Raw genomic sequence first — 24389 nt, forward strand, 5'->3', positions numbered from 1 at the left:
CATTCCGTTGACAGAATGGGGGTCCCGTCCGCGCAAGGTGAGTGCTGATGCTCACTCATGTCGCGAACGGGGATTCCCGACTCTCCTTCTGGTCGCGCGTGCGCCGGTTCGCCGTGCCGCCGTCGATGATCGAGACCGCCACCGCCCGCCGCGAGGTCGGCGACTGGGCAGGGGCCTGTGCCGCCGCCGGCATCGACCTCGACCTCCATCCGCGTACCGTCGCCCTGCGCCACGGCCAGGATGTCGCCGCCCGGCTACGGGCCGACCTGCGGCATCTCGCTCCGGACCTGCTGCGCTGGCACCTGCCGAGGATCGCCCCCGACGGGCTGCTGCGGCCGGGGCTGACGATCACACTGGCCCGGTACGGCGCCGAGGGGCGCGCGGGCCCGTACCCGGTGCACCTCGTGGTGCGGACCCCGCCCGCCTGGGCGGACGCCGGCCAGCGGATCGAGCTCGCGCTGTGGGACGGATCCGCCGGGGCCCGCGCGGCGCCCGACGCGTGCCGCCACCCGCATCCCCGGCCCAGCCGCCGCTACCGACTCGATCTGCACCGGCATCTGTGGGACGCCCGCAGGGCCCCCGAGCTGCGCCCGCGTTCCGGGGCCGGCCAGCCGTCCGCGGACGGCCCGGTCCTGGCGGGCGGGGAGGCGTCGGGGGCCGTGCCAGCGGAGTACGGCTGTGCCGTGGGCCGGTGGGCGGACGAGGCACGGATCGTGCTGGCCGCCGAGGGCCGGTCCGGCGGGCCCGTCCTCGTACGGCTCGGGGCGCGGCGCCGGCTGCTCCTGCACCTCGACGACGGTCCGGACGGCGCCGGATCGCCCGCCCCGCGGATCGAGGTGGCGTCCGACGGGGACGGCGCCGCCCTTCCCCTGCCGGTGCTGCCCGACGCGGCGACCTGGGTACCGCCCGATCTGGAGTTGCTGCGCTCCGGGGCGATCGACGCCGACCGGCTGCATCCGCTGGTCGCCTCGGCGCTGGTACCCGGACATGTGCCCGTCGGGCCGCCCCGGGCGGCGGACCCCGCCGGGGAACCGCGTGTCGTGGAGTGCCGGGGGGAACGGCACCGGATCGGGCTGGTCGACGGGGTGCTCGCGCCGCTGGACCACGATCCGGACGAGATCCGGCGGGAGGAACTGCTCGTCGCGCTGACCGGCACTCCCCTGCCCTGCCTCCAGGCGATCGACCGGGCGCACCGCCGCCCGGACGGTCTGTCCGGCGTGCGTGAACGGCTGGACCACGGGGACACCGCCGGTGCGCTGGCCGTCGTCGAGGGTCTGCTCGGTCCCGAGGCGGTGCTGCGCGACGGCCCGCTGCGGGACGAGCTGGAGGCGGCCGCGCGGCGGCGCATCATCTACGGGCTGTACCGGACGGGGCTGATGGGTCCCAGCCCGGAACGCATCCGTCTGGACGACCGCCGCCGCCCCACCCGTGCCCGCCGCTCACGCGACGCGCTCTTCTACTGACCTTTCCGCACCCCCCTTCCTCCGGGCCCCGGCCCGCCCCACCACACACCACAGGTGATCACCCATGACGACTTACGCACCCTTTGCCCCTGTTTCCTCCTCCGCGGAGGTGTCCTTCGCCTCCCAACTCGACGTCGCCGACGCCCTGCTGACCCTGTTGCGCGACACGACCACCGAACCCCGGCCCGACACCCAGCTGGAGGCGCTGACACTGGCCGTCGCCGCCGATCTGCCCGTGCTGCTGTGGGGTGAGCCGGGCATCGGCAAGACGGCGGCGCTGACCCAGCTCGCCGCCGCGCTGGACCTGCCGTTGACGACGGTGATCGCGAGCGTGCACGAGCCGTCCGACTTCTCGGGCCTGCCCGTCGTGGGCGACGACCCCGCCGAGCAGGGGGTGCCGATGGCCCCCCCGGACTGGGCGGTGCGCCTGGTGCGGGCCGGGCGGGGCCTGCTGTTCCTGGACGAGCTGTCGACCGCGCCGCCGGCCGTGCAGGCCGCCCTGCTGCGGCTGGTGCTGGAGCGGCGGATCGGCACGCTCCAACTGCCGCCCGAGGTGCGGATCGTGGCCGCCGCCAACCCCCGGTCCTCGGCGGCCGACGGCTGGGAGCTGAGCCCGCCGCTCGCCAACCGGTTCGTGCACCTGCAATGGACCCACGACCACGAGGTCGTCGTCCGGGGTCTCGGCGGGACCTGGCCGCGCGCGACCCTGCCCCGGCTCGCCCCGGAGCGGCTCCCGGAAGCCGTGGACCACGCCCGCCGCGCGGTGTGCGGGCTGCTCGCGGCCCGCCCCAAGCTGGTGCACCAGCTGCCCAACAGCGAGAGCCGGCGGGGCGGCGCCTGGCCGTCGCCACGCAGCTGGGAGATGACCCTGCGGCTCATCGCCTTCGCCACGGCCTCCGGGGTCTCCCGCGACGTCCTGTCCCTGCTGGTCAGGGGCACCGTCGGCGACGGTCCGGGACTGGAGCTGCTGGCGAGCCTGGACCGGATGGACCTGCCGGACCCCGAGGAGCTGCTCGCGGACCCGGCGGGCGCGGTGCTGCCCGACCGGGGGGATCTGCGTCAGGCGGTGCTCGACGGGGTGGTGGCGGCCGTGCGGGCGCGCCCGGAGAAGTCCCGCTGGGACGCCGCGTGGGCGCTGCTGGTCCGGGCGCTGGAGACGGGCGCCCCGGATCTGGTGGTCGTCCCCGCGACGACGCTCGCCTCGCTGCGCCGGGGGGACTGGGACGTGCCGACGGAGATCGAGCAGCTCGCCGGAGTGGTCGCGCTGTCCCGGCGGGCGGACGAGGCGGCGAGCCGCGCCGCCGCGGCGACGAAGGTCCGCCGATGAGCGCCGGCACGACGAGGGCGCGCCTCGACGCGGCGCTGGACCGCGACAAGCTGTTCACGGCCCGGCTCCAGGCGGCCAGGGCGCGGCCCTATCTGGCGACGGCGCTGTTCGCGCTGCATCCCGTCGTGTCCCGGCAGGTGCCCACCATGGCCGTCGACCCGCACTGGCGGTGCTACGTCTCCCCGGCCTTCGTGGACCGCACACCGGTGGAGGAACTGGCGGGCGTCTGGGTGCACGAGGTGTCCCATCTGCTGCGCGACCACCACGGGCGCGGCGACCGGATCGCCAGGGAGCTCGGGCTGACCGGCCGCGGGGACCGGCTGCGGATCAACATCGCCGCCGACTGCGAGATCAACGACGACGCGTTCGGCGACGGGCTGGTCAAGCCGGAGGGCGCCGTCGAGCCGGCGACCCTGCGGCTGCGCGAGGGGCTGCTCATGGAGGAGTACCTGCGGCTGTTCCGGCTCGGGCCGCTGATGAACGATCTGGCCTGGCTGGACTGCGGCAGCGGCGCCGACGGGCTGGAGCGGGAGTGGGACCTCGGCCCGGACGGGGCGCACGGCCTGAGCGAGCAGGAGAAGGACGGGGTCCGGTTCCGGGTGGCCCAGGGCATCAAGGGGCGCCCGGGCCACGCCCCGCAGGGGTGGCGGCGATGGGCGGAGGACGCGTTCCATCCGCCGCAGCCGTGGCGGGAGTTGCTGGGCGCGGCGGTGCGTGCGGCGGTCGCCGTCGCGGGCGGGGGCGACGACTACACCTATGGCCGGCCGTCCCGGCGGTCGGCGGGGGTGCCGGGGGCGGTGCTGCCGAGTCTGCGGCGGACCCCGCCCCGGGTCTCGGTGATCATCGACACCTCCGGGTCGGTCAGCGACGCCGAACTGGGCGGTGCGCTGCTGGAGGTGGCCGCGATCTCCCGTGCGGTAGGCGGGAGACGGGACCTGGTCACCGTGGTGCCCTGTGACGCGGCGGCCCGGATCGCCCATCCGCTGTGCCGGGCGGAGGGCATCCCCCTGGTGGGCGGCGGGGGCACCGATCTGCGGAGCGGCTTCGCCCGGGCGCTGCGGTCGCGGCCCCGGCCCGATGTCGTCGTGGTCCTCACCGACGGTCAGACACCGTGGCCGTCGAGCCGGCCCGCGTGCCGGACGGTGGTGGGCCTGTTCCCTCGGCACGGCCACTCCTGGGACGAGGACGACCCCGACTACGTGCCGGACTCACCGCCGGACTGGGCACGGGTGGTCGAGATCGGGTAGGGGGCGGCGGCGTCCGGAAGGTCCTGGGCCGCCGGGCGTGTGGCACGTCGTCGATCGCGGCGCAGGCCAGCGCGACGGCGCCCAGCCAGGTGTGGCGGATCCCGCGGTCGGTGAGGATGCGGGCCAGCACCGGGAACGCGGTGACGGACATCGCGGCGCCCATGAACAGCATGAACCCGCCGCCGTGAGCGCGTTGGCCGACTTCCCGCTGAACGCGCGCGGGCAGCGGCGGGCGCACGCCGTGCTGACGCCTGGGCCTGCCGGCGGAGCTGGTGCGCCGCCGCCCGGCCCAGCTGTCCGGCGGTGAACTCCAGCGCGCCGCCCTGGCCCGTGCCCTCCTGGCCCACCCGCGCGTCCTCCTCTGCGACGGGATCACCTCCGGGCTCGACACCGTCACCCGGCGGGGCATCCTCGACGTCCTCACCGGACTCCTCGACGGCGATGACGACCTCTCCCTGGTCCTGATCACCCACGACCTGGACACGGCGGCCGTCGCCCACCGCGTCGCCGTCCTGGACGAGGGGCAGATCGTCGAACAGGGCCCGACCCACCGGGTCCTGACGGCGCCGCGGCACCCGTTCACCGCCTCCCTCATGGCCACCGCCGCACCGACAGGGCGTGGTGACCCCACGGGTCCAGGGCGACGAACCGGCGGTCGGAGTGGCTGACGGCGCCGCCCCGTGCGGACGTGGGCGGCGCCGTTCCCGCTCAGCGGATCTCGACGAGGAGGTCTCCGCCCTCCACCTGCTGGATCCGGTTGATGGCGAGCCGGGACACCCGTCCGGCCTTCGGGGCGGTGATCGCGGCCTCCATCTTCATGGCCTCGATGGTGGCGACGGTGGCGCCGGACTCGACCTCGTCGCCCTCGGCGACCGCGAGGGTCACCACTCCCGCGAACGGGGCGGCGACATGGCCGGGGTCGGAGCGGTCGGCCTTCTCGGTGGCGGGGATGTCGGAGGAGGCGGCGGCGTCACGGACCTGGATGGGCCGCAGCTGGCCGTTGAGGGTGGCCATCACGGTGCGCATACCGCGCTCGTCGGCCTCGCCCACGGCCTCCAGGCCGATCAGGAGCCGCACACCGGGTTCCAGGTCGACGGCGTACTCCTTGCCGGGGCCGAGCCCGTAGAAGAAGTCCTTGCTGTCGAGGACGCTGGTGTCGCCGTACGTCTGCCGGTGGGTCTCGAACTCGCGGGTCGGGGCGGGGAACAGCAGCCGGTTGAGGGTGGCGCGCCGGTCCTTCTCCAGGCCCTCGCGGTCCTCGGCGGTCAGCTCCCGCACGGGCTTGGCCTCGCCGCGGCCCTGGAGGGCCTTGGTGCGGAACGGCTCGGGCCAGCCGCCGGGCGGGGTGCCGAGTTCACCGCGGAGGAAGCCGATGACGGAGTCGGGGATGTCGAACCGGTCGGGGGTGGCCTCGAAGTCGGCCGGGGCCACCCCGGCGCCGACCAGGTGCAGGGCGAGGTCGCCGACCACCTTCGACGACGGGGTGACCTTCACGAGGTGGCCGAGGATCCGGTCGGCGGCGGTGTACATGGCCTCGATGTCCTCGAAGCGGTCGCCGAGGCCGAGGGCCACGGCCTGGGTGCGCAGGTTGGAGAGCTGGCCGCCGGGGATCTCGTGGTCGTAGACGCGCCCGGTCGGTGAGGCGAGGCCCGCCTCGAACGGGGCGTAGATCTTGCGGACGCTCTCCCAGTAGGGCTCCAGGTCGCCGACGGCCCTGAGGTCGAGGCCGGTGGGCCGGTCGGAGTGGTCGGTGGCGGCGACGATCGCCGACAGGGAGGGCTGCGAGGTCGTCCCGGCCATGGACGCCACGGCCCCGTCGACGGCGTCGGCGCCGGCCTGGATCGCGGCGAGGTAGGTGGCGAGCTGTCCGCCCGCGGTGTCGTGGGTGTGGATGTGGACCGGCAGGTCGAACTCGCGGCGCAACGCGGACACCAGCTTGGTGGCGGCCGGGGCGCGCAGCAGGCCCGCCATGTCCTTGACGGCGAGGACATGAGCGCCGGCCTCGACGATCTGCTCGGCGAGCCGCAGGTAGTAGTCGAGGGTGTACAGCTTCTCCGCCGGGTCGGACAGGTCGGAGGTGTAGCAGAGGGCGACCTCGGCGACCGCCGTCCCGGTGGCCCGTACGGCGTCGATGGCGGGCCGCATCTGGCTCACGTCGTTGAGCGCGTCGAAGATGCGGAAGATGTCGATGCCGGTGCGCGCGGCCTCCTCCACGAAGGCGTCGGTCACCTCCGTCGGGTACGGGGTGTAGCCGACGGTGTTGCGGCCGCGCAGCAGCATCTGGAGGCAGATGTTCGGCACGGCCTCGCGGAAGGCGGCCAGCCGCTCCCAGGGGTCCTCCGCGAGGAACCTGAGGGCGACGTCGTAGGTGGCGCCGCCCCAGCACTCCAGGGAGAGCAGCTGAGGCAGGGTCCGCGCCACGGCGGGCGCGACGGCGAGCATGTCCTTGGTGCGGACGCGGGTCGCCAGCAGCGACTGGTGGGCGTCGCGGAACGTGGTGTCGGTGACGCCGATGGTCGGCGACTGGCGCAGCCAGCGGGCGAAGCCCTCCGGACCCAGTTCGACGAGCTTCTGCTTCGAACCGGCGGGCGGTTCCGTGGCGGGCACGGCCGGGATCTTGCCGGCCGGGTCGATGAGGGCGGGCCGTTCGCCGTGCGGCTTGTTGACCGTCACGTCGGCCAGATAGGTGAGGAGCTTCGTGCCGCGGTCGGCGGAGTGACGGGAGGTGAGCAGGTGCGGGCGCTGCTCGATGAACGACGTGGTGACCCGACCCTCCTGGAAGTCCGGGTCGTCGAGGACGGCCTGGAGGAACGGGATGTTCGTGGCGACGCCGCGGATGCGGAACTCGGCGACGGCGCGCCGCGCCCGGTTGACGGCGGTGGTGAAGTCCCGGCCCCGGCAGGTGAGCTTGACCAGCATCGAGTCGAAGTGGGCGCTGATCTCCGTGCCGGCGTGGGTCGTACCGCCGTCGAGGCGGATGCCGGAGCCGCCGGGCGAGCGGTAGGCGCTGATGCGGCCGGTGTCGGGGCGGAAGCCGTTCGCGGGGTCCTCGGTGGTGATACGGCACTGGAGGGCGGCGCCGCGCAGGGTGACCGTCTCCTGGGAGAGCCCGAGGTCGGCGAGGGTCGCGCCGGCGGCGATGCGCAGCTGCGACTGCACGAGGTCGACGTCGGTGACCTCCTCGGTCACCGTGTGCTCGACCTGGATGCGGGGGTTCATCTCGATGAAGACGTGGTTGCCGTCGCGGTCGAGGAGGAACTCGACGGTGCCCGCGTTGCGGTAGCCGATCTCCCGGGCGAACCGTACGGCGTCGGCGCAGATGCGTTCCCGCAGCTCCGGGTCGAGGTTCGGGGCGGGCGCCAGCTCGATGACCTTCTGGTGGCGGCGCTGCACCGAACAGTCTCGCTCGAACAGGTGCATGACGTTGCCGTGGCCGTCGGCGAGGATCTGCACCTCGATGTGACGGGGCTCGACGACGGCCTTCTCCAGGAAGACGGTGGGGTCGCCGAAGGCGGACGCGGCCTCGCGGGACGCCGCCTCGATGGCCTCGCGCAGCGCCGCGGGCTCCTCGACGCGGCGCATGCCGCGCCCGCCGCCGCCGGCGACCGCCTTCACGAACACCGGGAAGCCGATCTCGTCGGCGGCGCGCACCAGTTCGTCCACGTCGGTGGAGGGCTCGGAGGACCCGAGCACCGGTACGCCGGCCGCGCGGGCGGCGGCGACGGCGCGGGCCTTGTTGCCCGTCAGCTCCAGGATGTGGGCGCTCGGTCCGACGAACGTGATGCCCGCCTCCTCGCACGCCCGCGCGAGTTCCGGGTTCTCGGACAGGAAGCCGTAGCCCGGGTAGACGGCGTCGGCGCCGGCCCGGCGGGCCGCGCGCATGATCTCGTCGACGGAGAGATACGCCCGTACGGGATGGCCCGGCTCACCGATCTCGTAGGCCTCGTCGGCCTTGAGCCGGTGCAGCGAGTTGCGGTCCTCGTGGGGGAAGACGGCGACCGTCCGCGCGCCCACTTCGTACCCGGCGCGGAACGCGCGGATCGCGATCTCGCCACGGTTGGCGACCAGTACCTTGCGGAGCATCCCTGATCCCTTCGGCCTGCGATGAGGAACACCATGGTCGCGGCAATGTAGCCCACGTGCCATGAGAGTCGTGTCACTGAGTGCCAGTATTTTTCGGACTGATATGGAGGAAGGGATCGAATCCTCGGCGAAGGACACGGCCGATCCCTGTCCCACAGTGCCATCGAACGCCGAGCGGATGGCCGGTTTCGTATGCGGTGCGCGTGGCTTTGAAAAGCACGGGGCGCGGCCCCGGCCGCTTCTCAGGGGCGCGGGGAACTGCGCGAACAGCACCACGCGCAGGCGGACTGGGCGTCGGCGGAGTTCAGATCGCGTCCCGGTCGATCGGTCCGAGGTCGCCCTCCACGCGGGTCCGGATGATCGGCGGGCGGTTCCAGAGGGCGAGGATCTCGTTGGCGAGGTCGACGACGGGCAGCGGGTCGGCGTCGTGGCGGGGCTCGACGGAGGCGGCGAGCAGGGTGCGCGGGACCGCTCCGGCGTCGAGGAGCACGCGCCAGTCCTCGGGGCAGAGTTGGAGGTACTCCAGCCCGGTGAGCCGGCTGATCTCCAGCGGGTCGGCGAGGGTGCCGGGGTAGGCGGCGAGGGTGCGCAGGCGGGGCAGTCCGACGACGGGGGCGAGACTGAGCGGCTCGTCCTCCCAGACGCCGATGCTGAGGACCTCCAGTCCGGGGTGGGCGGCGGCCTCGACGCCCGGCACACCGCGGAAGTTGACGTGGGCCACCACGGGCGGCCCGTCGTCGGCGCGACGGCGGCGGTCCTGACGGGGCCCGCGCAGCACCAGGTCGGTGAGGGAGTCGGCTACCAGGCCGGCGCCGATGTTCTCCTCATGGCTCAGGATGACGATCTGCCCGACGTGTCCGCCCGGTCCGGGGGTCAGGTCGACCGCGAGGCGGTCGCCGCCGCCGTTGTCACCGAAGGCGATCCAGCCGGGCGAGCCGACGAGTCCCTGCACCGCGGCGCCGGGCGGGGTGACGACCGCCTCCTTCGCGGCGAACCGCCACAGGGAGGGCCGGGAGGCCACGTCGGCCACATACAGGTCGTCCAGGGAGAACAGTTCGCAGCCGACCGCCTCGTACTCCCGCTCGGCCGCCGCGTCGTCCTCGGCGTGGTCCTGCCAGCGGGCCCGCGTCACCCGGTACAGCACCTTGAGTTCGTCGGGCAGGGTGACGCCGAGGCGCTTCTCGGCGGCGGCGATCTCCTCGTCCGTGGCACCGATGGCCCCGGGCATCCGCTCGCGCAGTTCCCGCTCCAGCGGCTCCAGGTCCGCGGTAGGGGCCGGGGCGGCGCCGGGGACGGGGTCGGGCAGGCGGCGCCAGGGCTCCGGGAGGGCGCCCTCGACCAGGAGCAGCGAGCCGGGGTGCGGGCTGCCGACGCCGGACTCCACGGCGGGGCTCGGCCCGAGGAGCCGGAGCACGGCGGTGCCGGTGGGCGCGATCGCCGCGGTGAACGAGACCCCGTCGATGCCGGTGGCGGCGAGCGCGTCCTGGACCCGCCGTACCGCGTCGAACTCGTCCCGCATGTCCTCGATCTGGGACGCCCGCCCCGGCTTCGGGGAGCGCCGCCGCACGGGCACGCTCCAGGCGCCCCGGCCGATCTGCCCGGCCACCTGGTGGCCGGCCGCCGCCCGCTCGTTGCCGTCCCGCACCACCCTCAACAGCGGTTCCCACGTGGTGAAGTCGTGGAGCGGGGACAAGAGGACCTCCGGTGGTTCCGTCGAGCGGGGCCCGGCGATTATCGCCTGGAGATCATCGGGGACGCCGACCCGGCCGCGTACCGGGTGACGGGGACGCCCCCGGTGGGCCCGGCCGGATGCGGTCGAGCCGTTCACCGACCTGACGGGCACCGTACGTCGGATCGGACCTGTCGGTTCGGGTACGACAGTGATACGGAAGTGACAGAAACCGCGTACATGACGCCCGGCTGAGCTAGCCTCGACTTCCGTAAGCGAACTGACGTACGCGGAACGTGACTTCGGGGGTGTTGTGTCAGACCAGCGGCCGGTGCCACCGCGCTCGACGGCAGACGAGGCTCCGGCGCTGCGGAAGACGGGCGCCCTTCCTCTGCGCCCCGGCGATCCGGGCCGTATCGGCCCGTATGTGTCGCTGGGGCTGCTCGGCAGCGGGGGGATGGGGCGCGTCTATCTGGGGCGCCCCGCGGACGGCGGGACCGAGCTCGTCGCCGTCAAGGTGATCAGGCCCGAGTACGCGGAGGACGTCCGGTTCCGGCGCCGCTTCGAGCGCGAGGCGGCCGTGCACGGCCGGGTCCGCACCGCGCACATGCCGAAACTGTGCGGCACGGGGTTCGAGGACGAACTGCTGTGGATGGCCACCGAGTACCTTCCCGGCGTCGATCTCGCGGACGCCGTGAACGAGGAGGGGCCGCTGCGGACCGCCGCCGTCTGGCGGCTCCTGGCGGAGCTGGGGCAGGCACTCGCCGACCTCTCGGACGCGGGGATCGTGCACCGGGACCTGAAGCCCTCCAACGTCCTGGTCTCCGCCCGGCGCGCCCACGTCATCGACTTCGGCATCGCGAAGGCCGCCGACGCGAGCGCGATCACCGGGACGGGCAACCGGGTGGGCACGCCGGCCTACATGTCACCGGAGTACCTGCGCACCGGTGAGTGCGAAACGCCCTCCGACGTGTTCTCGCTTGCCTGCACCCTGGTCTACGCGGCGACGGGAACCGCCCCGTTCGGCGACGGCACCGGGGTCGACGTGATGCACCGGGTCGCCTTCGAGGAGCCCAACGCGAAGGTGATCCGGGAGCTCGCCGAGTCCGACGAGGCCCTCGCCACGCTGTTGTGGTCCTGTCTCGCCAAGGAGCCGGGTCGCCGGCCCACACCGCAGGACCTGGTCCGGACGGCGGGGCCCCGTACCGGCCCGTCCGGCACCTTCGACTGGCCCGAGCCGCTGGGCGGCATGGTGCTCGTCCGGCAGCAGGCGTACGAGGCGCTGTGCCGGCTGCCCCTCGTCCAGGCGCCCGCCTTCCCGGCCGCCGACGACGCGGCGGAGCAGGCAGCGGCGCCCGCCGCCGAGGCAACCGGGCCCGCCGCCGACGATCCCCGGCCCGCCGCGGCCGACTCCGCCCGACCCTCGCAGGAGGCGGCCGCCGCCCCCGCGGGCGGCCGGGCTGCGTTAGACCCGGCGGCGCCCACCCGGACGCGCCGCAAACGGGCGCTGGCGGTCGGCGGCGCCGGTGTCGCGCTCTGCGCGGTGGCCGCGGGCGTCTTCGTCCTCACCCGCCCGGACTCCTCCGGTGCCGCCACCCCGGAGGCGGGCACCTGGTCGACCGGGAAGAGCGCACCCGACGACGCGGTCTCCCCGTCGACGTCCGCGAAGTCGAAGGGCGCCCCCGTTCCGGACGGCCACGGCTCCTCGCTCTCGGAGGTGTCCGGCAAGGAGAAGGGCAAGGACAAGGACGACAGTGCGGCCATCGACGGTACGTCGGCACGCCCCGACGCCTCCGCGCCCGCCGAGGACGACCGGGCCGCCGGCACCGATCCGGACACCCCGGTCGACGACGGCTCCGACGCCCCGGACGACCCCGGACCGACCCCCAGCGACCCGCCGGCCGACTCCGGTGATCCGGCCTGGCTCACGGACTGCACGTACTACTCGGGCAACGGCCGCACCCGTCTCGGCGACAGCGGCAAGCGGGTCTTCCAGGTGGAGTGCATCCTGAGCAAGCGCGGGTACGGCGTCGGCGTGGACGGCGAGTTCGACAGCGGGACGGAGGCAGCCGTCGAGGAGTTCCAGAACGCCGTGGGACTGAAAGCGAACGGTGTCGTCAACCGCAGGACCTGGTCCGCGCTGCGCAGCCCGGAGTGAGGGTCCCGCACCCCCCGCACCCCCTGAGTGAGGGTGCGGGGGTGCCGGGCGGTCAGCCGGTGAGGCCGGACTTCTTCAGCCACTCCTCGGCGACGACGCTCGCGTCCTCCTTGTCGTTGACGAGCTTCTTCATCATCTCCAGCAGGTCCTCGGTGGTGAGCTTCGCGGAAACCGCGTTGAGCGCCTCCCTGGCCTTGGCGTCGACGGCCTTCTTGTAGACGAGGGGCGTCACGTTCTGCGAGGAGAAGAGGTTCTTCGGGTCTTCCAGGACGACCAGTTCGTCCTGGACGATGGCGGGGTCGGTGGTGTACAGGTTGGCGGCCTGCACCTTGTCGTCCTTGAGGAGCTTCACGAGGGTGGTCTGGGCGCCCGCGTCGAGCGGCTGGAACTTGCCGAACTCCACGCCGTAGACCTTCTTCAGACCGACTCCTCCCTGGGTGCGGGTCTTGAACTCCGAACCGGCCCCGAGGGTCAGGTCGCCCGCGACGGGCTTGAGGTCGGCGAGGGTCTTCAGGTCGTACTTCTTCGCCGTGCTCGCGGTCACCGTGACCGAGTCCTTGTCCTCGGCCGCGGCGGAGTCGAGTATCTCCACCGACTTCGGGAGTTTGGCCTTCAGTTCGGCGTTGATCTCCTCGGTGCCGGTCGCGGTGCTGTTCTTGTCGACGGCCACCGACAGCAGGGCGCCGTTGTACTCCGGGAAGACGTCGATACCGCCCTTGACGATCTGGTCGTAGTAGACCTCGCGGGCCCCGATGTCGAACTTGCGGGTCACCTTGAGGTCCTTGCCCTCCAGGGCCTGCGCGTAGATCTCGGCGAGCAGCTGGTTCTCGGGGAAGTTGGCCGAGCCGACGACCAGGGAGGAGCCGCCGCCACCGCTGTCGCCCGTCAGCGGATTGTCGTCGCTGCCGCCCCCGCCGCCGCAGGCGGTGAGGGACAGGGCGGTGATCAGGCCGAAGGCGACGCCTCGGTACATGCCTCGCATGGATGTTTCCTTTCTCATGGCCCGAAGGGCGCGGAAGAACGCGGGAGTCGAGAGAACGCCGGAGTGCGGGAGACCGACGGAGTTCAGGATTTCGGCGCCGAGACCCTCAGCCCCGGTGAGACGACTGCCCGCCCCAGCGCGGTGAACGCGGCCTGCACGACGAGCGCCAGGGCGACCACGACCGCGGAGCCCCCGATGACCAGCTCGTAGTCGTTGCGGGAGAGCCCGTCGACGATGAAGCGGCCGAGGCCGCCGAGCCCCGGGTAGGCGGCGACGGTCGCGGTGGCCACGACCTGGATCGCGGCCACCCGCAGGCCCAGCAGGATCAGCGGCAGCGCCATCGGCACCTCCACCTTCACCAGGACCTCCCACTCGGTCATGCCGACACCGCGCGCGGCGTCCCGGGTGGCCGGGTCCACGCCCCGGACACCCTCGAAGGTGTTGATGAGGATCGGCGGCACCGCGAGCGCGACCAGGGCGACAAGCACCGGCGCGGTGCTGAGCCCGGCGAGCGTCACGACGAGGACGACAAGTCCGAAGGTGGGGATCGCGCGGGCGAGGTTCGCGACACTCGCCACGGCGAACGCCCCGCGCCCGGTGTGCCCGACGAGCAGCCCGGCCGACAGCCCGATCAGGGCGGCGCACAGCAGCGACAGACCGCTGTAGGTGAGGTGTTCCAGGAGTCGTGCGGGGATGCCCTCGTCGCCGTGCCACTGCGCCGACGAGGTCAGCCAGTCCGCCACGAGCCGGATCTGGTTGAGGAAGTCGTTCATGCCGTCGTCACCCTGCTCCGGGACCAGGGGGTGAGCAGTCGCTGCGCGAGGACCAGCAGCGCGTCGGTGGCGAGCGCCAGCAGCATGATCAGCACGATGGCGGTGACGATCGGCGTCGGGAAGTCGAGCTGGAGGCCGCGGGTGATGTAGTAGCCGAGGCCGCCCTGGCCGATGAGCTGGCCGACGGCGACGAGGCTGATGGAGGAGACCGCGGCGACGCGCACGCCGGCGATGACGACGGGTACGGCGATGGGCAGTTCGACCTGGAGGACACGGCGGACGGTGCCGAAGCCCATGGCGGTCGCGGCGAGCCGGACCGGTTCGGGGACCGAGGCGAGGCCGTCGACGACGTTGGGCACGAGCACCGACAGCGTGTACAGCGTCAGCGGGATCATCACCGTCTGTTCGGTCAACCCCGTGTAGCGGACGAAGACCATGAACAGGGCCAGCGACGGAATCGAGTACAGGATGTTCGCCACGGTCAGGACCGGCGGGTAGAGCCGGCGACTGCGGTGGCAGAGGATGCCCAGCGGCACCGAGACGAGCAGCCCGAACACCACCGGCAGCAGACCGAGTCTCAGGTGGAGGGCGGTGTAGTCGGCCAGTTCGGCGGCGTGGTCGGCTATCCACTGCCACCGGACCAGCGGTTCCCCGTCGCTCATCGGTCACCGCCCGTGCTCTTGGCGGCCACCGGGCTCCCGGCCGCGTCCGTACGGCTCGCGGGAGCCGCCCCGGCGGTCAGCTCATGGGCGTCGGCCACGCCGACGACCGCGCCGTCGGCGTCCACGCCCACCGCGAGTCGTGCGGGCGACAGCAGGGCCGAGTCGAGGGCGGCCCGCGCCGAGTCCCCGACCAGGCTGAAGGTGTGGCCGAGCGGCACCAGGGCGGCGTCCGCGAGGGTGCCGCTTCTCGGCAGGTCGGCGACCGGGGTCCAGCCGAGGGGCCTGCGCGCGGCGTCGACGACGAGCACCCAGGGCTCGTCCAGGGCGCGGGCCTCGGTCACGGGCGAGGTGACCGGCAGAACCGGGCCGTCGCGCAGCGGTAGTCCGCCGGCCTGGACGAAGGACAGCCGGCGGATGCCCCGGTCCTGACCGACGAATCCGGCGACGAAGTCGTCCGCGGGGTCGGCGAGCAGCCGCTCCGGGGTGTCGAACTGGGCGAGCCTGCCGCCTTCCCGGAACACGGCTATGCGGTCGCCGAGTCTGATCGCCTCGTCGATGTCATGGGTGACGAACACGATCGTCTTGTGGAGCTCCTTCTGCAGCCGGGCGAACTCGGCCTGGAGTTCGCCCCGCACGATGGGGTCGACCGCGCTGAACGGCTCGTCCATGAGCAGCACCGGCGGGTCGGCGCCCAGTGCCCTGGCCACGCCGACGCGCTGCTGCTGCCCGCCGGAGAGCTGGTTGGGATAGCGCTTCGCCATCTCGGCGGGCAGCCCCACCAGTTCGAGCAGCTCGGCCGCCCGGGCCCGAGCCTTCTTCCTGCCCCAGCCGAGGAGCAGCGGCACGGTCGCGATGTTGTCGAGGACCGTGCGGTGCGGGAAGAGTCCCGCGTGCTGGATCACGTAGCCGATGCCGCGGCGCAGCTCGGGCGCGTCGACCTCGCGGATGTCACGGCCGCGCAGACTGACGGTGCCGGCCGTGGGTTCCACCATGCGGTTGATCATCCTGAGGGTGGTCGTCTTGCCGCAGCCGGAGGGTCCGACGAGGATCGTGATGGCGCCCTCGGCGAGCTCCACCGTGACCTCGTCGACGGCTGTCGTACCGTTCGGATATTTCTTGCTCACCGCGTCGAATCTGATCAAGAGTGCCCCTCACCCGACTGCATATGCTCATGCACAGTTGTCCGTGACTGAATGACAGTCAATGGACTTTCATGAACGGCACGTTACGTTCACACGATGCCGGTCCGGGGGACGTCCGGAACATGAGGATTCGTCGACTTATATTCCCCTTCGTATGCCACGGCCGCCGACGGGGCGGCCGTGCTTTCCTGGAGTCATCATGACCAACGTCGACGTGCACCAGCATCTGTGGACCCCCTCGCTGGTGGCGGCCCTGCGGTCCCGCCGGGAGCCGCCGTTCATGGACGGCTGGACCCTGTTCCTGGACGGGGAGCCACCTTACGAGGTGGCGCCCGCCGCCCATGACGTCGCCCGGCGTGCGGAGCTCGCCGCCGCAGACGGCCTCGGCCGGGCCCTCGTCTCGCTGTCCTCCCCGCTCGGCGTCGAGTGGCTGCCCGCGGAGCAGGCGCGTCCCCTGCTCGACGCCTACCACGAGGGCGCCGCCGCTCTCCCCGAGCCGTTCGGGGCGTGGGCCGCCGCCTGTGTACGGGACGTCGACGCGGTCGGGGCCGCCGAGGACCTCGACCGGGGTGGGTTCGCCGGTCTGCAGCTGCCGGCCGACGCCCTCGCCGACGCGGCCGGTTACGCCCGCTGCGCCCCGCTGCTCGACCTGCTGGAGGACCGCGACCTCCCGCTGTTCGTGCATCCCGGCCCGGCGGGGAAGGCGGGCGCCGAGGGGCCGGGGTGGTGGCCGGCGATGGTGCCGTACGTGCAGCAGATGCACGCCGCGTGGTTCGCCTTCCGTGCCTTCGGCCGGCCCCGCCATCCCCGGCTGCGGGTGTGCTTCGCCCTGCTGGCCGGGCTGGCGCCGTTGCACGGGGAGCGCTTCGCCGCCCGTGGTGACGCGGGGCTCGCGGGGACGGACGCGCGGGTGTTCGTGGAGACGTCGTCGTACGGCCCCACCGCCGTGGACTCGGTCGTGCGGGCCCTCGGGGTGGACGCGGTGGTCCAGGGCTCCGACCGGCCCTACGCGGAGCCGCCGCTCCACCCCGGCTTCGGCCTGGGGGGAGCGGCGGCGTACGCCTTCCGTATCGCCAATCCGCGGCGGCTGCTCACGGGCGAGGACTGAACCGCGGTCAACGACCGGTGCGGATCAGGCCCGTCAGATAGCGCCACAGCGACGAACGCTGCCGGGCGGAACGGTCCCGTGCCACCGACCCGGCCGCCCCCGGGTCCGTCACCGCCTCCCCCGCGAGGTCCGTCTCCCCGGGTTCGGCCGTGGACGGCTCGGGGGTCGGGGCCAGGGTGTAACGGACGGGCAGTGAGCGCAGGCCGCGCATGAACGGCGAGGAACGCCAGGGGAGTTGGTCGACGGGCAGCGCCAGCTCCAGATCGGTGAACCGCTCGAACAGGCGGCCTACGCCGACCGCCGCGACGGTGGAGGCCAGCTCGCGGGCGGGGCACTGGCGGCGGCCGGCGCCCCAGGAGAGGTGCGCACGGGTGCTGACCGTGGTGTTCGTCGCCGCGTGGCCGGCGAAGACGGGGTCGGCGTGCGCGGCGGCGGAGGAGACCCAGACCGGGTCGCCCGCGCGGATGGTGTAGTTGCCGAGCGGGGTGTCCTTGGCCGCGAAGCGCGGGACGAAGTTCACCAGCGGCGGCTTGCGCATGACCACGCGGTTCATGGTCTCCCGGACCATGCCGGCGGACAGGCTGGCGCGGATGCTGCCCTCGCCCGAGAGGACCTCGACGACGGTGTTGGAGATGAGGATGCCGACGTGGTCGGAGGTCATGCCCAGCAGCATGAACAGCTCGCGGGCCAGTTCGTCGAGCGTGAGGCCGGGGTGCGCGGCGAGGAGGTAGGAGGGGAAGTCGTCCCCGGGGGTCTTGAGCTTCTGCGCCGCCAGGTCGGCGAGGGCCGCCAGGAGGCGTTCCAGGGCGGGCTCGGCGTCCGGGCCGGCGTCCAGCACCCGCCACATGTCCATGAGCGCGTCGTCGCCCTGGGAGCCGGGGAAGCCGAGGAGGTGGCTGGCCGCCATCAGCGGCAGCGGCCGGGAGAACTGGGCGGACAGGTCCGCCAGGCCCGTACCGCCGGCCTGGCCCACCAGGGTGATCAGGTCGTCGGCGCAGGCGGTGACGGCCGTCTTGAGCCGCTTGGCCTGGGCGTGGCGCGGGTCCTGGAACGGCCGGAGCGCGGTGTCCCACGCGGTCCGCAGCGGCTTGTACCCGGCGCCGCCCTGGATCAGTACGTGGTTGACCTCCAGGGAGGGGCCGAGCGGCCAGTCGGCGGGCACCCGGCCCTCCGAGCGGGCCCGCCAGTTCTCCAGTCCCTTGGGCCAGCCGTCGTCGTCCTGGAGGACCTCCAGGGACTCCTTGTAGCCGAGGACCAGCCAGGCGGGGACGCCCAGCAGATCGACCGGCGCGACCGCGCCGTGCCGTTGCCGCAGCCGCTCGTACACGAGGGAGGGGCGCATCTCGTAGTCCCGGGTCAGCAGCGGTTGGGGATCCAACGCCTCCAACCGCCGGTCGTCCGCGTCCACGGACCCGCCCTCACCCGTCTGGGATTCCACCGCCATGCCGCCCCTCCGACACTCCCCGTACCGGCGCACCTTCAGTCGGTAGCCGGAACCGGTGGGGACCTTACCCCAGGCCAACCCGTCGGAGAACGACGGGTAGCCGGATTCACAGACAAGGACACGACAAAGGGGTCACGCGCCGCCAAAGGTCGCGGCGCCCCGGTGCCGACGTGCGTCCGGTCTCCCCGTGCGAGGCCGTCAGTGCCGTGCCACCACCCGCAGGGTCCTGACCGTCTGGTCGGCCGCGTCCGGGATGAGGACGCCGTGCTCGACGCCGCTGCGCAGGTAGTCGAGGACCTCGTCGGTGATCACCTCGCCGGGGGCGATCACGGGGACGCCCGGCGGGTACGGGCTGATCATCTCGGCGGCGATGCGGCCCGCCGCCCGCTCGGCGGGCACATGGTCGACCTCGGCGAAGAACGCGTCCCGCGGCAGCATCGCCTGCTCCAGCTCCAGTGCCGACGCCTCGGGCAGATGGACCGGTGGCTGCCGTTCGATGGTGTCGGCGCTCTCGACGAGGGCGCGCAGGGAGTCCAGCAGGATCTTCTCGGTCTCGTCGTCGTCGGCGTGGTTGATGGAGGCGCTGATCCGGCAGGTGTCGGACCCGCCGACGTCCACATGGCGGTGGGTCCGCAGCCACTCGGCGGCCTGCATCCCGCTGATGCCCAGTTCCCGTACGTCGATGACCAGCTTCAGCGGGTCGAACTCGGCGGCGAGGCCCTCGTCGACGATCTCCTGGCCCATCGGTCGCAGGCCGGGCAGTTCACCGGCGGTGGCCCGGATCCTTTCGGCGCGGCGCACCGCCGCCTCCAGGAGGTCGTGCCCGTGCTGGACCATCTGGCGGCGCCAGCCGTCGAGCGTCGCGAACACCAGCGACGAGGCGCTGGTGGTGCCGAGCAGGTCCTCGCGCTGTTTGAGGGCCTCCGGCGAGACCCGGTCGTACTGGAGGTGGAACACGGAGCTCTGCTCCACGGCGCCGCCCATCTTGTGGACGCTGGTGACCACCAGGTCGGCCTCGGCGTCCATGCCCCAGGCGGGCAGCGCGGGGTGGAACGGCAGGTGGGCGCCCCAAGCCTCGTCGACGATGAGCGGGACGTCGTACTCGTGGCACACCCGGGCCACGCCCCGGATGTCGGCGCAGGTTCCCCAGTCGGTGGGGGTGATCAGCAGCATGCCCTTGGCGTCCGGGTGTTGCTCCAGACGGCGGCGTACGTCGTCCGGCTCCGGGGGGTGGGCGATGTGCCGTTCGGTGTCGAACTTGGGGTGGACCCAGATCGGTTCGACCCCGTTGACGACGACGGCCGCGATGACGGACTTGTGGGCGTTGCGGGAGAGCAGCATCTTCTCGCCGGGGCCGGCCACGGAGAGCATGGCGGTCTTCACCGACAGGGAGCTGCCGCAGGTGGAGAAGAAGGCGTGCTCGGCGCCGACGGCGTCGGCCATCAGTTCCTGTGCCTGGCTGATGACGCCCTGCGACTGACGGCGGTCGTCCAGCCCGTTGAGGGAGAGGACGTCGGAGCGGAAGACGTCGAGGCCGACGATCTCCGCGACCCGCGGGTCCACACCGCGGCCCTGCCGGTGTCCCGGCGGCCCGAACACCGTGTCGCCGCGTCGCCGGAACTCCTGCAGCGCCTCCAGCACGGGTACCCGCGAGTGGTCCATGGCTCCTCCAGATGGGTCCCGTCCGCGCGGCGCGCCTCGGCACCGCGCGGCCCTGCGCACGTACACCCACCGGGTTGCACGTGGGGGGCCCGCGAAACGTGCCGATCACCGCATCGCCGGGCGGCCCGCCCCCGCAGCCGGGGCCGGAGGGTCACCGCCCGCCGCGGGCGGCCTTCACGAAGGCGGTGATCAGGGCGGGGTCCTTGACGCCTCGGCTCCGCTCGACGCCGCTGGACACGTCGACGCCCCAGGGCCGGGCGGTGTCGACGGCGTTCCGTACGTTGTCGGGGGTCAGGCCCCCGGCGAGGAGCCACTTGTCACCGGGGTCGGCGACCGGCATCCGGGACCAGTCCCAGGCCATGCCGGAGCCCGGTACGGGCGCGTCGAGCAGCAGCATGTCCTCGCCCATCTCGCCGCAGCGCGGCACGGAGTCGCCGAACGCGGCGGCGCGGATCAGCGTGCGGTTGTCCGCCGCCAGCGCGTCGTAGTAGCCGCGGTCCTCCGATCCGTGCAGTTGTACGGCGCGGATGCCCGACTCGGCGGCCAGGGACCGTACCTCGTCCAGGCTCTCCCCGCGGAAGACTCCGACGGTGAGGACGTGCTCGGGGATCCGGCGGGACAGCCGGGCGGCGGTGGCCGCGTCGACGCGGCGCGGGCTGGCGGTGAGGACGAATCCGATGGCGTCGGCGCCCGCCTCGACGGCCGCGTCGACGTCCTCCTCGGTCCGCAGCCCGCAGATCTTGATGAAAAGGGAGTCACTGGAGTTGCTCACCGCCCCAGACTGCCTCATCGGGGGCGCCCACGGACCGCGACCTCCCTGCCCGGAGGGTGTGCGGCTCAGTCCCACGCCCCGGACAGCCGCCGGGTGACGACCGAGCTGAGGACGCGGACCCCCCGGGTGGAGCCGGGGTCGATGCCGGTGAGTTCCCGTACCCGGCGCAGGCGGTAGTCCAGGGTGCGCGTGTGCACGTTGAGGGCGGCGGCCGTGGCACCGCGGTGCATGTCGTGGCGGTAGTACGCGTCGAGGGTGACGAGGAGGTCGGGGCCCGGCTCCAGCCGGTCGACCAAGGCGCGGAGCCATTCGTCGACGAAGGGCACGTCCGCGACGGCGACCTCGGTGAACACGTCGGCCACGGTGTAGGGCCGCAGCCGCTCGGACACCGGGCGCAGCGGGGCCGCCCGGCTGACCCGCCGGGCCCGGTCGAGGGCACCGGCCAGCTCGGCGACCGGCGCGGCGGCGGTGCCGACGGCACAGGGCCGGCCGACGGCCCGGGCTAGATCCCGTACGGGGGTGGCGACGAGGTCGGGCACGGAGTGCGCCGGAGTGGTCTCGGCGAGGTCCCGGGACAACGGCACCAGGACGATCAGTTCACCGTCCTTTTCACCGTTCTCCGTGGAGCGGGTGACCAGTACGTGGTGGGTTTTCACCAGTATCTCGACGTCGGCGTCCAGGGCGCTGTCGTCGGCGGGGCGGTCGGGGGCCCGGATCACCGTCACCGCGCAGAATTCGGGCAGTTCCGTGCCCGTGACGGCGGCGAGTTCGGCCGCCATGGGATCACCGGTGAGCAGTGACCGGGCCAGCAGGTCGATTTGCTCGACGTACGGCAAACGGCGTCTCATCACCGTCACGAAACCCTGCTGGTAGGCGCTTATTCCCCGCTCCCCCTGCGGGGCGAACCAGCTCATCATCCGCATGAGTTCTTCCACTCCGCCGCCGCGCTGCGCCTCGATCGCCTCGTTGATCTCGCGCAGCATGAGCGCGGTGTGCAGGCGCAGTACTTGCTGTCGCGAAGAGGGTGACATTCCCGCATCGGCCCGCACCTCGCCCATGAAAGAGATGGAGTCGAGGTCGGTGTCGCTCAACTGGTCGTTGTCCGGGGAGAGTTCGACGGTACGTCGACGGAGCCACACCGCGTAGTCCAGCGTCTCGGCCCTGGCTCGCCGGTTCGTGTCCAGGATCGCGAACTCCGGAATCTCACGCGCGTACGTCTCGACCTCCCGGCGGGCGTTGGTCGACGCCTGCCGGGCCAGTTCGGCGAAGAGGCTCCCCATGGCAGGAGCATCCCATTCCGCAGGAACCGGCCGACAGACGGGTTCCGGACCCCTTCATCACTGTGCGCAAAGCCCATGCCGGGATACCTGCGGCGCTTTTGTCACAGTGCGCAAAATTCCCGGATCAGGGCGTTCTCGCCCATCGACTCCACTTGTGGAGGCCCTGTGAAGTCGGCTTAATGGGGACCGATTCCGGCCCGCGTCCCGCAATCACCGGGGGAATCAAAACGGGATTCGGTCCGGAAATCTCTCAGCCTGCGCGCCGGGCACCGGCGCACCACCGAAACGGGAGGGACACACCGTGAAAGCGAGTATCCGAAAGAGAATCGCGGCGGCGGCAGCGGTCATGGCCACGTCGACGGCGCTTCTGCTGAGCGCTCCGGGCTCCGCCTCGGCCGCCCCCGCCGCCGTGCCCAGCCTGCGGGCGTTCGGGATCACCGGCGACGGCACGGTGATGGCCACGTTCACGACCGACCGCCCCGACATCCTCAACTGGGTCAGGGCCGTCGTCGGGCTCAGCGGCGACACGGCCCTGGTCGGCATCGACTTCCGGGTGCAGGACGGACTGCTGTACGGCGTCGGCAACAAGGGCGGCATCTACACGATCAAGATCCCGACGACCGGCCAGGACGTCATGGTCACCAAGGTGTCCCAGCTCCAGTACGCGCTGAACGGCAGCACGTTCGGCGTCGACTTCAACCCGGCGGCCGACCGGCTGCGGGTGATCAGCGACAACGGCCAGAACCTGCGGCACAACCTGAACGACCACTCGACCATCCAGGACCTGAACCTCACCACCCCGCCCATCGAGGGCACGACCAAGGGTGTCACCGCCGCCGCCTACACGAACAACGACCTCAACGCGGCGACCGCTACCACTCTGTTCGACGTCAACACGAACACCGACCAGGTCGTGATCCAGTCCCCCGCCAACAACGGCACGCTCGCCCCAACCGGCAGCCTCGGCATCGACGCCCAGCTGAAGGCCGGCATGGACATCTACAGCACGCTGAGCGGCGGCCGGACGGTCGACAACGCCGCCTTCGCCTCCCTCACCCCGTCGGGTGCGGGCAACCCGACGCTCTACACCGTCGAACTCCTCACCGGCCAGGCGACGCCGATCCGTCAGTTCCCGCTGAACATCACCGATCTGGCGATCAGCCTCACCGGCAGCTGACCCCTTCCCGTCCGGGTCACCGCAGGGCGGCGGGGTCGAGGTCCGTTCCGACGACGAGGGTGACCACGCCCTGCGCGGCGCCCGCGTCCTCGGCGGCCCGGGCGTCGGGCAGGCGCGAGGTGAGGACCTTCGCCTGCTTCGCCAGATCCGGCGGGTAGGCGACCGTCGTCCTCGCGGTGGTCTCGGGGGCGTTGCCCGTACCGACGACGGTGATCCCGGCCGCGCGCAGCTTCTCGGCGACGGCGGCGGCGCGCCCCGTGACCCCGGTGCCGTTGAGGACCTGCACCCGTACGTTCGAGGCGTAGACGAGGCCCTCCTTGGCCCTGGTCTGGAACTGCTTCTTCTCGACCTCGCGGTCCTTGGCGAGGGAGGTGAACAGATCGGCCGCGTACGGGTACTGCCAGACCACGTTGGCGCGGTCGCTCGGAACGTCCGCCTCACGCGGGTAGTTGGGGACCGTCAGGAAGGTCAGCCGGTCGCTGGGGATGCCCTTCAGTTCGGAGGCCAGGTCGTAGAGCGGGTCGATGCCCGCGAGGTCCTTGTCCGTGGTGAGGGACTTGGTGGCGGACTGCATGAAGTCGTACAGCGCGCCGGGGCTGGTCAGTTTGGACTTCGCCTTGGCGGCGAGGGCCTCCATGAACTCCTGCTGGCGCCCGATGCGCCCGATGTCCGAGCCGTCGCCGACGGCGTAGCGGGTGCGGACGTAACCGAGGGCGGTCTCGCCCTTGACGGTCTGGCAGCCGGGTTCCATGTCGAGGAGGGCGTTCTCGTCGTGGATGGCCTGCTCGGGGCAGACCTCTATGCCCTCCAGGGCGTCGACCATCCCCTTGAAGCCCGAGAAGTCGACGGACATGAAGTGGTCGATGCGCAGCCCGGTGTTGGCCTCGACCGTCCGGATCGAGCAGGCGGCGGCCCCGGCGACCTCGCCGGTGGAGCCGCCGATCGCGAACGCCTCGTTTATCTTGGCCCGGTGCGGGCCCGAGGTGCCGCCGCCGCCCTTCTCGCACGCCGATATCTCGACCCACGAGTCACGGGGGAACGACACCACGGTCGCCCACTTCCGGTTCGCGGGGAGGTGCAGCACCATCAGGGTGTCCGACTGCATGGTGGTCAGGTCCCGGCCGTACTTGGCGTTCTTCCCCTCACGGCTGTCCGAGCCGACGACCATGATGTTCTTCGACCCGGGGCTGAGGTTCACCGGACGGTTCCCGCCGAGCTTGTTGTCGACGTCTGCGGCCGTGATGTTGTTGTCGAGGTCCTTGTACACCCAGGCGCCGACCCCCGCGACACCGAGCACGACCACCGCGGACACGCCCGCGACCCAGCTGACGATCCTGCCCCGCCGCGTGAGCCGCGTTCCCCCGCTCCCGATCCCGGCACGCCGCCTTCCCGTACCACCCACCGGCGTTCCCCCCGCCTCGGCCGCATCCGGCCGGTCGA

The 24389-nt window shown here is 72.5% G+C and carries 17 protein-coding genes and 2 pseudogenes; 7 read left to right on the top strand and 12 right to left on the bottom strand.

What is annotated here, in order from left to right:
* The first annotated feature begins 47 nt into the window (after positions 1–47).
* The 3 genes from ACZ4Z3_RS16195 (at position 48) to ACZ4Z3_RS16205 (ending at position 4037) form a co-directional block, all read left to right on the top strand.
* Complete coding sequence (locus ACZ4Z3_RS16195; protein WP_468501590.1) at positions 48–1463, top strand: hypothetical protein; 1416 nt, start codon at positions 48–50, stop codon at positions 1461–1463.
* A gap of 64 nt (positions 1464–1527) precedes the next feature.
* Positions 1528–2790, top strand: coding sequence for an AAA family ATPase (locus ACZ4Z3_RS16200; RefSeq protein WP_468501591.1), 1263 nt, complete (start codon positions 1528–1530; stop codon positions 2788–2790).
* A complete protein-coding gene (locus ACZ4Z3_RS16205) occupies positions 2787–4037 on the top strand; it encodes a vWA domain-containing protein (RefSeq protein ID WP_468501592.1) in 1251 nt (416 codons plus the stop codon). Before ACZ4Z3_RS16200 ends, ACZ4Z3_RS16205 begins: the two co-directional genes overlap by 4 nt.
* A 43-nt stretch (positions 4038–4080) precedes the next feature.
* Here ACZ4Z3_RS16205 and ACZ4Z3_RS16210 read toward each other — a convergent pair.
* Positions 4081–4215 (bottom strand): annotated as a pseudogene (locus tag ACZ4Z3_RS16210) (cation:proton antiporter); the annotation flags it as partial.
* Positions 4216–4285: 70 nt separating this feature from the next.
* Between ACZ4Z3_RS16210 and ACZ4Z3_RS16215 the strand changes: the two are divergent.
* A pseudogene (locus ACZ4Z3_RS16215) lies at positions 4286–4705 on the top strand (ATP-binding cassette domain-containing protein); the annotation flags it as partial.
* Positions 4706–4745: 40 nt separating this feature from the next.
* On the opposite strand, the gene ACZ4Z3_RS16220 reads toward ACZ4Z3_RS16215, so the two are convergent.
* Together ACZ4Z3_RS16220 and ACZ4Z3_RS16225 are read right to left on the bottom strand one after the other, a co-directional pair.
* Positions 4746–8120: a pyruvate carboxylase gene (locus ACZ4Z3_RS16220; protein ID WP_468501593.1), complete on the bottom strand. Its 3375-nt coding sequence runs from the start codon at positions 8118–8120 to the stop codon at positions 4746–4748.
* A 304-nt stretch (positions 8121–8424) separates the two neighbouring features.
* Positions 8425–9813 (bottom strand): SMI1/KNR4 family protein, encoded by a 1389-nt coding sequence (locus ACZ4Z3_RS16225; RefSeq protein WP_468501594.1) that lies wholly within the window; start codon positions 9811–9813, stop codon positions 8425–8427.
* Positions 9814–10120: 307 nt separating this feature from the next.
* Between ACZ4Z3_RS16225 and ACZ4Z3_RS16230 the strand changes: the two genes are divergently transcribed.
* Positions 10121–11947: a protein kinase domain-containing protein gene (locus ACZ4Z3_RS16230; protein WP_468501595.1), complete on the top strand. Its 1827-nt coding sequence runs from the start codon at positions 10121–10123 to the stop codon at positions 11945–11947.
* A 52-nt stretch (positions 11948–11999) separates the two neighbouring features.
* Here the strand turns inward: ACZ4Z3_RS16230 and ACZ4Z3_RS16235 are convergent, their stop codons facing one another.
* The 4 genes from ACZ4Z3_RS16235 to ACZ4Z3_RS16250 form a co-directional block, all read right to left on the bottom strand.
* The gene (locus ACZ4Z3_RS16235; RefSeq protein WP_468501926.1) at positions 12000–12920 is read right to left on the bottom strand and encodes an ABC transporter substrate-binding protein; all 921 of its coding nucleotides are present in this window, start codon (positions 12918–12920) and stop codon (positions 12000–12002) included.
* Positions 12921–13012: 92 nt separating this feature from the next.
* On the bottom strand, positions 13013–13702 hold the full coding sequence (locus ACZ4Z3_RS16240; protein ID WP_468501596.1) for an ABC transporter permease: 690 nt from the start codon (positions 13700–13702) through the stop codon (positions 13013–13015).
* The gene (locus ACZ4Z3_RS16245) at positions 13699–14364 is read right to left on the bottom strand and encodes an ABC transporter permease (RefSeq protein ID WP_468501597.1); all 666 of its coding nucleotides are present in this window, start codon (positions 14362–14364) and stop codon (positions 13699–13701) included. The genes ACZ4Z3_RS16240 and ACZ4Z3_RS16245 overlap by 4 nt, the downstream gene beginning before the upstream one ends.
* Entirely contained in the window at positions 14361–15506 is a 1146-nt protein-coding gene (locus tag ACZ4Z3_RS16250) for an ABC transporter ATP-binding protein (protein WP_468501598.1), read from the bottom strand. Before ACZ4Z3_RS16250 ends, ACZ4Z3_RS16245 begins: the two co-directional genes overlap by 4 nt.
* Before the next feature lie 199 nt (positions 15507–15705).
* Here ACZ4Z3_RS16250 and ACZ4Z3_RS16255 point away from each other — a divergent pair, with 199 nt between their 5' ends.
* The gene (locus ACZ4Z3_RS16255; RefSeq protein ID WP_468501599.1) at positions 15706–16614 is read left to right on the top strand and encodes an amidohydrolase family protein; all 909 of its coding nucleotides are present in this window, start codon (positions 15706–15708) and stop codon (positions 16612–16614) included.
* A gap of 7 nt (positions 16615–16621) precedes the next feature.
* Here the strand turns inward: ACZ4Z3_RS16255 and ACZ4Z3_RS16260 are convergent, their stop codons facing one another.
* From ACZ4Z3_RS16260 to ACZ4Z3_RS16275, 4 genes are all read right to left on the bottom strand, one after another.
* Positions 16622–18058 carry a cytochrome P450 gene (locus ACZ4Z3_RS16260; RefSeq protein ID WP_468501600.1) on the bottom strand — a complete coding sequence of 479 codons (1437 nt, stop codon included), beginning with the start codon at positions 18056–18058 and terminating at the stop codon, positions 16622–16624.
* A 198-nt stretch (positions 18059–18256) separates the two neighbouring features.
* Positions 18257–19720 (bottom strand): aminotransferase class I/II-fold pyridoxal phosphate-dependent enzyme, encoded by a 1464-nt coding sequence (locus tag ACZ4Z3_RS16265; RefSeq protein WP_468501601.1) that lies wholly within the window; start codon positions 19718–19720, stop codon positions 18257–18259.
* Positions 19721–19871: 151 nt separating this feature from the next.
* On the bottom strand, positions 19872–20510 hold the full coding sequence (locus ACZ4Z3_RS16270) for a phosphoribosylanthranilate isomerase (RefSeq protein WP_468501602.1): 639 nt from the start codon (positions 20508–20510) through the stop codon (positions 19872–19874).
* Positions 20511–20557: 47 nt separating this feature from the next.
* Positions 20558–21772 (bottom strand): PucR family transcriptional regulator, encoded by a 1215-nt coding sequence (locus ACZ4Z3_RS16275; RefSeq protein WP_468501603.1) that lies wholly within the window; start codon positions 21770–21772, stop codon positions 20558–20560.
* A gap of 346 nt (positions 21773–22118) precedes the next feature.
* Between ACZ4Z3_RS16275 and ACZ4Z3_RS16280 the strand changes: the two genes are divergently transcribed.
* The gene (locus ACZ4Z3_RS16280) at positions 22119–22949 is read left to right on the top strand and encodes a DUF4394 domain-containing protein (RefSeq protein ID WP_468501604.1); all 831 of its coding nucleotides are present in this window, start codon (positions 22119–22121) and stop codon (positions 22947–22949) included.
* Between the two features lie 16 nt (positions 22950–22965).
* Here ACZ4Z3_RS16280 and ACZ4Z3_RS16285 read toward each other — a convergent pair whose 3' ends face one another.
* Positions 22966–24351, bottom strand: a complete 1386-nt coding sequence (locus ACZ4Z3_RS16285) for an LCP family protein (protein ID WP_468501605.1) — start codon at positions 24349–24351, stop codon at positions 22966–22968.
* Positions 24352–24389 lie beyond the last annotated feature (38 nt).

It is taken from the genome of Streptomyces sp. NPDC030296 (genome assembly GCF_055572815.1).

Coding starts and splice junctions, on each gene's coding strand:
- ACZ4Z3_RS16195 (WP_468501590.1), top strand. CDS start 48: ATGCTCACTCATGTCGCGAACGGGGATTCCCGACTCTCCTTCTGGTCG.
- ACZ4Z3_RS16200 (WP_468501591.1), top strand. CDS start 1,528: ATGACGACTTACGCACCCTTTGCCCCTGTTTCCTCCTCCGCGGAGGTG.
- ACZ4Z3_RS16205 (WP_468501592.1), top strand. CDS start 2,787: ATGAGCGCCGGCACGACGAGGGCGCGCCTCGACGCGGCGCTGGACCGC.
- ACZ4Z3_RS16220 (WP_468501593.1), bottom strand. CDS start 8,120: ATGCTCCGCAAGGTACTGGTCGCCAACCGTGGCGAGATCGCGATCCGC.
- ACZ4Z3_RS16235 (WP_468501926.1), bottom strand. CDS start 12,920: ATGTACCGAGGCGTCGCCTTCGGCCTGATCACCGCCCTGTCCCTCACC.
- ACZ4Z3_RS16240 (WP_468501596.1), bottom strand. CDS start 13,702: ATGAACGACTTCCTCAACCAGATCCGGCTCGTGGCGGACTGGCTGACC.
- ACZ4Z3_RS16245 (WP_468501597.1), bottom strand. CDS start 14,364: ATGAGCGACGGGGAACCGCTGGTCCGGTGGCAGTGGATAGCCGACCAC.
- ACZ4Z3_RS16255 (WP_468501599.1), top strand. CDS start 15,706: ATGACCAACGTCGACGTGCACCAGCATCTGTGGACCCCCTCGCTGGTG.
- ACZ4Z3_RS16260 (WP_468501600.1), bottom strand. CDS start 18,058: ATGGCGGTGGAATCCCAGACGGGTGAGGGCGGGTCCGTGGACGCGGAC.
- ACZ4Z3_RS16265 (WP_468501601.1), bottom strand. CDS start 19,720: ATGGACCACTCGCGGGTACCCGTGCTGGAGGCGCTGCAGGAGTTCCGG.
- ACZ4Z3_RS16270 (WP_468501602.1), bottom strand. CDS start 20,510: ATGAGGCAGTCTGGGGCGGTGAGCAACTCCAGTGACTCCCTTTTCATC.
- ACZ4Z3_RS16275 (WP_468501603.1), bottom strand. CDS start 21,772: ATGGGGAGCCTCTTCGCCGAACTGGCCCGGCAGGCGTCGACCAACGCC.
- ACZ4Z3_RS16280 (WP_468501604.1), top strand. CDS start 22,119: ATGGCCACGTCGACGGCGCTTCTGCTGAGCGCTCCGGGCTCCGCCTCG.